The 7336-nt window shown below is 43.3% G+C and carries 7 protein-coding genes; 2 read left to right on the forward strand and 5 right to left on the reverse strand.

Translation table 11 applies throughout. The annotated features are described in order from the left end of the window. Positions 1 to 36: 36 nt before the first annotated feature. Entirely contained in the window at positions 37 to 1017 is a 981-nt protein-coding gene (locus tag G5T77_RS14770) for a mechanosensitive ion channel family protein (RefSeq protein ID WP_159123798.1), read from the forward strand. On the opposite strand, the gene G5T77_RS14775 is transcribed toward G5T77_RS14770, so the two are convergent. From G5T77_RS14775 to prfB, 5 genes are all read right to left on the reverse strand, one after another. Continuing rightward, entirely contained in the window at positions 991 to 1704 is a 714-nt protein-coding gene (locus G5T77_RS14775) for a 16S rRNA (uracil(1498)-N(3))-methyltransferase (RefSeq protein WP_166139489.1), read from the reverse strand. The genes G5T77_RS14770 and G5T77_RS14775 overlap by 27 nt on opposite strands. Positions 1705 to 1980: 276 nt before the next feature. Continuing rightward, positions 1981 to 3261: a glycosyltransferase N-terminal domain-containing protein gene (locus G5T77_RS14780; protein WP_171521904.1), complete on the reverse strand. Its 1281-nt coding sequence runs from the start codon at positions 3259 to 3261 to the stop codon at positions 1981 to 1983. A gap of 81 nt (positions 3262 to 3342) precedes the next feature. Next, positions 3343 to 4428: an alkene reductase gene (locus G5T77_RS14785; RefSeq protein ID WP_166139484.1), complete on the reverse strand. Its 1086-nt coding sequence runs from the start codon at positions 4426 to 4428 to the stop codon at positions 3343 to 3345. Between the two features lie 15 nt (positions 4429 to 4443). Then, on the reverse strand, positions 4444 to 4743 hold the full coding sequence (locus G5T77_RS14790) for a helix-turn-helix domain-containing protein (protein WP_121979733.1): 300 nt from the start codon (positions 4741 to 4743) through the stop codon (positions 4444 to 4446). Positions 4744 to 4889: 146 nt separating this feature from the next. After that, positions 4890 to 5985, reverse strand: a protein-coding gene (gene prfB, locus G5T77_RS14795) for a peptide chain release factor 2 (protein WP_166139482.1) whose coding sequence is annotated in 2 segments (ribosomal slippage) — positions 4890 to 5912 and positions 5914 to 5985 — 1095 coding nt in all. Because the reading frame shifts where the segments join, the coding sequence is not laid out codon by codon here. 503 nt (positions 5986 to 6488) lie between these two features. Here prfB and G5T77_RS14800 point away from each other — a divergent pair. Beyond that, entirely contained in the window at positions 6489 to 7274 is a 786-nt protein-coding gene (locus tag G5T77_RS14800) for a putative porin (protein ID WP_166139481.1), read from the forward strand. Positions 7275 to 7336: the final 62 nt, after the last annotated feature.

Below are 7336 nucleotides of genomic sequence, written 5' to 3' on the forward strand. Positions count from 1 at the left end.
AGGCAAAATAAGCGAAATTTAAATTGTGGAGTTTTTGTGGCTGAGCAAGAGAATACTTTAAGCCAGGTAACTGAAGGGACGACTGAGCTCCTGCATCAGGCGACTGAAAAAACTGCCCAAACTGTGATCGAACATACCTCCAAGTACAATGATGCCTATAGCACCATTGACAAGATCATGGAGGGTTTCTGGGAGCGTGTGCCTTATTTCTGTATTGCGCTAACAGTCATTGTCATTTTCTGGTTACTGTCAAAACTGTTTAAGTTTTTTGTTCGTAAGACTTTAGAAAACCGTACTTATACCCGACAGAATCTGGTACTGGTGCTGAACCGTGTCGGTAGTACCGTGATTGTTTTCTTCGGTGTTTTAATCGGGCTGGTGATTGCAATTCCAGGTTTCACCCCAGGTCAGCTGATGAGTGCGCTTGGGATTGGTTCGGTGGCGATCGGTTTCGCATTTAAGGATATTTTCCAGAATCTGCTCTCAGGTGTACTGATTTTGCTGGGTGAACCTTTCAAGATTGGCGATGACATTATCGTGAATGGTCTGGAGGGTACCGTGGAAGATATCCAGATTCGTGCAACTTTTTTACGCTCGCCAGATGGTCGTCGTATCGTAATTCCAAATGCTACGGTCTATACCAGTGCAGTCACGGTGAATACTGCTTATACCCGTCGCCGCTGTGAATTTTCGGTCGGGATCGGTTATGAAGATGATATCCAGAAAGCCAAGGATATTATTACTGCAATTCTGGATAAAGATCCGACCATCCTGAGTCAACCTGCATTTAGCGTCAATGTGATTGCACTGGCAGACTTCTCGATTACTCTCAAAGCCTTATGGTGGGTCAATACCACTGAAACAGGCATAGGCACCTCAATCAGTGCAGTTCAGGAACGGGTGATACAAGCCTTTGCTGAACATAATATTTCGATTCCATATCCGGTGCAGGAAGTGAAAGTCTATCGTGGCGATGGCCATGAAGATGCCTCAGCTCGCGCTAAACAGTCGACCTAAAACATATGAAATCGCCGTTTCAGTACGGAGAATACGGTTGCCAAGGCTCACTGCTTGGCAGCCGTTTTTTATGAGCAAATCAACTTCATACGGAATAAAGCCACCTTCGGGGCCAATGACAATCGTGCAAGGATGCTGAAGTGCATATGGCATCGGCTGTTCCGCATAAGGATGTGCAACAAAGGCTGGACAGTCTGCTGTAATGAGTCCCGGCAAAATATCTTCAACAAAAGGTTTAAAGCGTTTATACAGCTCAATTTTCGGAGCAAGCGTATCTCCTGCCTGTTCTAGCCCGAGATCGATATAATGATTCAGCTGCTGCAAAAATGGGGTCTGCCAATAGCTTTTATCCACCCGATAGCTATGCAATAAAATGATCTTTTCTACCCCCATGGTCACAGCATCCATGATCAGACGGCGCAAAACTTTAGGGCGTGGCAAGGCCACAATCAAGGTAACAGGCAGCTTTGCAGGAACTGATTCTTCTTGAATGGGTTTCAATAAAATCGCTTTTTCAGAAATTTCGACAACTTCAGTTAAATACCGTTTCCCTTCCCGAATCCCAACTTTTAATGTGTCACCAACCTGAATCTCAAGATGCTGTTGCAAATGCTCCAGTTGTCGCTTTGAGCTAATCGGCCATAGTTCAGATTCGGTTTGGCGGGGATCAAGCAGGACGATATTCATAAAAAATTAACTCAACAAATCCATCACGGGATACGCGGAAACGTCATCCACAATTGTCCGAGGCAGGACTCTTTTTGCCTGATATAGGTTCTGCGATATCTCTGCAAAAAGATGGTATATGACGAGTTTTGTGGATGACAAATGGTTTTGTTACTTTTGCCGAAACAAAAGTAAAAGAAAGAAGAGCGCTAGCATTAAATCTATAAAGATAAGGCTTAGTTTTAACCTTATACAATCAATCCATGAAAATCAGCTTCTTCACAAATCAGAATATAATCAAAGATATTGATCAATCGCCTGAATATGCCTTTCAAGTGAACCCTGATTCTGCTGCATAATCTTTTGTGCAGCAGTATTCAAACTTTCAGCTTTAGTTGAATTATTCAGAATTTCTAGCAAAGTCTCAGCAGACTGTTTAGCATCCTGCACTACTTCTACCGCATGCGCCTGAACAAACTCATCGACAATCGTCTGAAAGTTAAAATAGTTTTTACCCAGAATCGTTGGGACATTCAGCGCAACCGGCTCCAGAATATTATGTCCACCACCTGGTTCATTCAAAGAGCCGCCAACATAACAGGCTTGGCTCAAGGCATACCAGAGCCACATCTCGCCCATGGAATCCGCCAGATAAACCTGAGTATCTTCTTCGATACGTTGTTCCAGACTACGGCGTTGGGTTCTTAAACCTAAGGATAGTGCAGCTTGGAACACCTCATCAAAACGTTCCGGATGGCGTGGCACCACGATACAAACTAATGTCGAATCTGCATCCAGCGCAGATTTAAGTTCAGCCATTAATTGCTGTTCTTCAGGCGCATGCGTACTGGCGAGAGTAATGATCTTCCGACTTTGTAGAGACCATTCCTGTTTTAATTGAGCAGCATGATCAATAAATTGCTGCGGTGCCGTGATATCAAACTTAATATTGCCCAAGACCTGAGTTTTTTCTGAAGCTATACCTAGATCAATATAACGCTGCTGGGTTGCTGTATCCTGAGCCAAAAGGCCGGTTAAATTCTTAAGCATGCCACGGGTTAGGCCTTTGACTTTGCCATAGCCTTTGGCAGATTTTTCAGAAAGACGGGCATTCAATAATAGGCAACGCACATTAAAATTCGGTGCCTGGTCAATCAGATTTGGCCAGAGCTCAGTCTCCATCAATAACAGCAATTTAGGCTGATATTTTTGATAAAAATCACGAATCAGGGTTTTCTGGTCAGCTGGCAAATATACAGCTTGGAATAAGTCTAAATAAGGTTCTTTTAAGAAGAGAGATTTGGCACGTGCCTGTCCGGTCTTGGTGGTATTGGTCACTAGAACCGGATGCCCAAGTTTTAAGTAATGTTCAATTAAAGGTTGAGCGGCATTGGTTTCCCCTACGGATACCACATGAAACCAGATCGCCTGCAGATTTTTAGGGGACTGGAAAGGACCAAAACGTTCCAACAGTTCTTGTTCTAATTGTTCCGGACTGGTCGCACGTTTACGTATACGGGATTGATAAAGCGGTTTCGCTAGCGCCAAGGCTGCGTTATACCAGAATGGAGTAGCCACATTGCGCCCCAAAACAGATTCAATCGGCAAAATATAACAGAGCCACATCGACATGTTAATCGATGTGGCTCTTATTTCGAATTATTCTATGGTGCTTAATACTCTAACTTCTGCCAAAGTTGGATAATCAATATAACCTTCAGCCACCTGACTGCCGATCATATTTTCCATTTTCAGCTCATTAAGCGGTGCATTATCAAGCAGACGTTCGTATAGATCAGGATTTGCAATGTAGGCTTTACCAAATGCCACTGCATCTGCCTTTTCAGCTGCCAATAGCTCAATCGCATCTTCGCGACTCAGTTGCATATTGGCAATATAAGGCACTCCACCTGAACGCTCTTTCATATATTCGGAAATACTGTCTTCAGCCAGATATTCACGGGTAAAGAAGAAGGCAATCTTGCGCTTGCCCAGCTGCTCCATGGCATAGCCAAATGTTTCACGTGGATCATTATCACCCATGTCATGGTCATCACCACGCGGAGCAAAATGCACCCCTACACGATCCGCACCCCATACTTCAATCAGTGCATCAGTTGCCTCTAGCAGGAAACGTGTACGGTTTTCGACTGAACCGCCGTATTCATCTTCACGCTGATTGGTTTTGCTTTGCAGGAACTGATCAATCAGATAACCATTGGCAGCATGTAATTCAACACCGTCAAAACCGGCTTCTTTGGCACGAATCGCGGCTTGCTTGTATTGCTCGGTAATCGCGTGAATTTCAGAAACTTCCAAGGGACGTGGCGTAACGTATGGACGTTTTGGACGTAACAAGCTGACATGACCCGCCTGTTGTACTGCACTTGCAGACACTGGTGTTTCACCATTTAACAGATCCGGATGCGATACACGACCAACATGCCAAAGCTGGGCAACAATCAGACCGCCCTTCTCATGAACCGCTTGAGTGACCTTTTTCCAGCCTTCGACCTGAGCATCGGTAAACAATCCTGGGGTATTTAGATAGCCATTGGCTTCTTCAGAAATCACTGTCGCTTCAGAAATGATCAGGCCAGCACTTGCACGTTGCGCATAGTATTCAACCATCATGGGGGTTGGAACGCGATCAGCAGTTGCGCGGCTACGGGTCAGCGGCGCCATGATGACACGGTTTTTAAGCTCTAACGCACCGAGCGTTAAAGGAGAATTTAATTCAGCCATCGTTACTCCCACCTGTTAAAGGTGTTGTTGTAGGTGTTCGATAAATTGCTGAATCAAAGTTTCATTGCGGGAGAAATATGACCACTGTCCATGCTTGGTCGCAGTAATCAGGCCAGCCTGCTGTAATACCGACAGGTGATTGGACATGGTGGACTGTGAAACCTGGCCCAAACGTTCAATTTGACCTGCACAGACCCCACGTTGAAAGCCACCACACTCTTCCGCAGACAGATATTGCTCTGGAGATTTTAACCACTCCAGAATTTGTCGACGGGTCGGATTGGCTAAGGCTTTAAAAATTAGATCAAGGTCCATAGGCACATCACAATCAGTGGCGCAACGAAACTTCATTCAGCATCTGCGACCATTATATCGTATTTTTTCGATTTATATATCGAATAATTTAGATATAAGAGTCACAGTCTGTTAAAGCTTTGTTACGCCAGCTTTTAAACGATTTCTTACAGGCCCTGTTTCAGGCTTGCTTCGATAAATTTGTCCAGATCACCGTCCAGAACTGCGCCAGTATTGGAATTTTCCACTCCTGTACGCAAATCCTTGATACGTGAATCATCGAGAACATAAGAACGGATCTGGCTACCCCAGCCAATATCGGACTTAGAATCTTCCAATGCCTGTGCAGCTTCATTACGTTTATTCATTTCCAGCTCATACAGCTTGGCACGCAGCTGCTTCCAAGCATGGTCACGGTTGGCATGTTGTGAACGCTGGTTCTGACACGCCACCACGATACCAGTTGGAATGTGGGTTAAACGCACGGCAGAGTCAGTTTTGTTAATGTGCTGACCACCCGCGCCTGACGCACGGTAGGTATCGGTACGGACATCTGAAGGATTGATTTCAATTTCGATATTGTCATCTACTTCAGGTGAGACAAACACGGCAGAAAATGACGTATGACGACGGTTGCCCGAGTCAAATGGTGATTTACGCACTAAACGGTGTACACCAGATTCGGTACGCAACCAGCCATAAGCATACTCACCTTCGACACGAATCGTCGCAGATTTAATCCCGGCAACATCCCCATCAGATTCTTCCATCAGTTCAGCTTTAAAACCATGACGTTCGATCCAGCGCATGTACATACGTAGCAGCATAGATGCCCAGTCCTGTGCTTCGGTACCGCCGGAACCTGCCTGAATTTCCACATAGCAAGGGTTTGGATCCATCGGATTGCTGAACATACGACGGAACTCAAGCTTCGCCAGTCCTTCTTCAGCCGCATTCAGCTCAGCCTGCACATCTTCCAGCATGGTCTCTTCATCTGCTTCAACCGCAAGGTCAAGCATTGCTTGGGCATCTTCAAGCTGGGTCGTTAAGCCGTCCAGTACATTAAGTACATTTTCAAGCTCGCCTTTTTCTTTGGCCATGGCCTGAGCACGACTCTGGTCATTCCAGATCGCCGGGTCTTCTAATTCACGCAGGACTTCTTCTAAACGCTCTTTTTTCAGATCGTAGTCAAAGATACCCCCGTAGTGTTTGACCACGTTCGTTTAAGTCTTTTAATTGGTTTAGATACGGATTAATTTCCACGTGAATTACTCTCAATCAAAATTAGGTATAAATTCTTAGGTCAATATTATATCACAGTCTATTTCGCCAATTTATAGCGATAAATCCATCTTTAAAGCTAAGCAAGAAAATGTCACTAGCACATTTTTTAATTACAAAATTTGTCAGCCCGATAAAATAGCTAAATATTATTTTTAATACTTTCTCATTCTATTCTTAAATATATTTCGTTGTATTTTTATACTCAATTTTTTATTCATTTTAAAACCCTAAAACCCCTACAAAATAAGATAAAAAATAGCATTTTCAATACATTCCACAATATCTACACACTTTTAATAAAACAAAACATTTCATTTTTATTCTTTAAATTCAATTAGTTATTAAATGAAAATTACATAATATTACCTTACTCACAATGTAGTAACTTTCCTTTGATTGACGATTATTGGAATTGGTCTAGACTTAAAGTTGTAACAAAAAGTGTATTAATTTTAGCCATATTTTCAGAGGGGAGTATCCGCATGAAAAAACTAGCAATCGCTTCAGCATTACTTTCAGCCGTAGCTCTTACAGGTACAGCAGCTCATGCTTATCAAGCGGAAGTGGGTGCATCTGCAGGCCTAACAGACCCGGATAATGGTAGCTCAAGCGGCTCTTTTGGTGTTGATGGCACATACTACTTTAATCCAGTTGAAACACGTAATGCGCCATTGGCCGAAGCAGCTTTCCTTGATCGTGCAAGTAATGTGAAAGCTCAATATCAATATGATGATTACGACTCTTCAGAACGTCACCGTTATGGTGTAGGTGCTGAATACTTCGTACCAAATTCAGATTTTTATTTGAGTGGTAGCGTAGGTCGTGATGATTCTAAATACGACTATGCACCTGATTTTGACGAAACCGTTTATAGTGCTGAAGTCGGTTATTTACCTGCACCAGGTCTGTTAATTGCAGCAGGTGTGAAAGGTTATGACAATGACTATGATGACGGTGTAGATCCAACTTTACGTGCTAAATATGTGACTACTTTAAGTAATGGTAAAGACATTAACCTTGAAGCTGGCGCTGCCTTTGGCGACCTGGATGAGTACAACTTAAAAGCTGACTACTTCATCGACAAAACTTTAAGTGTTGGTGCTGATTATCAAAGCAAAGACAATGGCCCATATGACTCAAATGAATTTGGTGTAAGTGCACGTAAATTCTTTAATGAACAAGTGAGCTTGGAAGGTCGTGTAGGTTTTGGTGAAATTGGTAACCAAGACTACAACAAATTTGGTCTAGCTGCGAAATACCGCTTCTAATCCAAACTAAGAAATTTCATTATAAAAAACCCATCTTCGGATTAATGCCAGTCAGTTAAGCA

The sequence above is a fragment of the Acinetobacter sp. GFQ9D191M genome, assembly GCF_011174875.1.
Lineage (GTDB): Bacteria > Pseudomonadota > Gammaproteobacteria > Pseudomonadales > Moraxellaceae > Acinetobacter.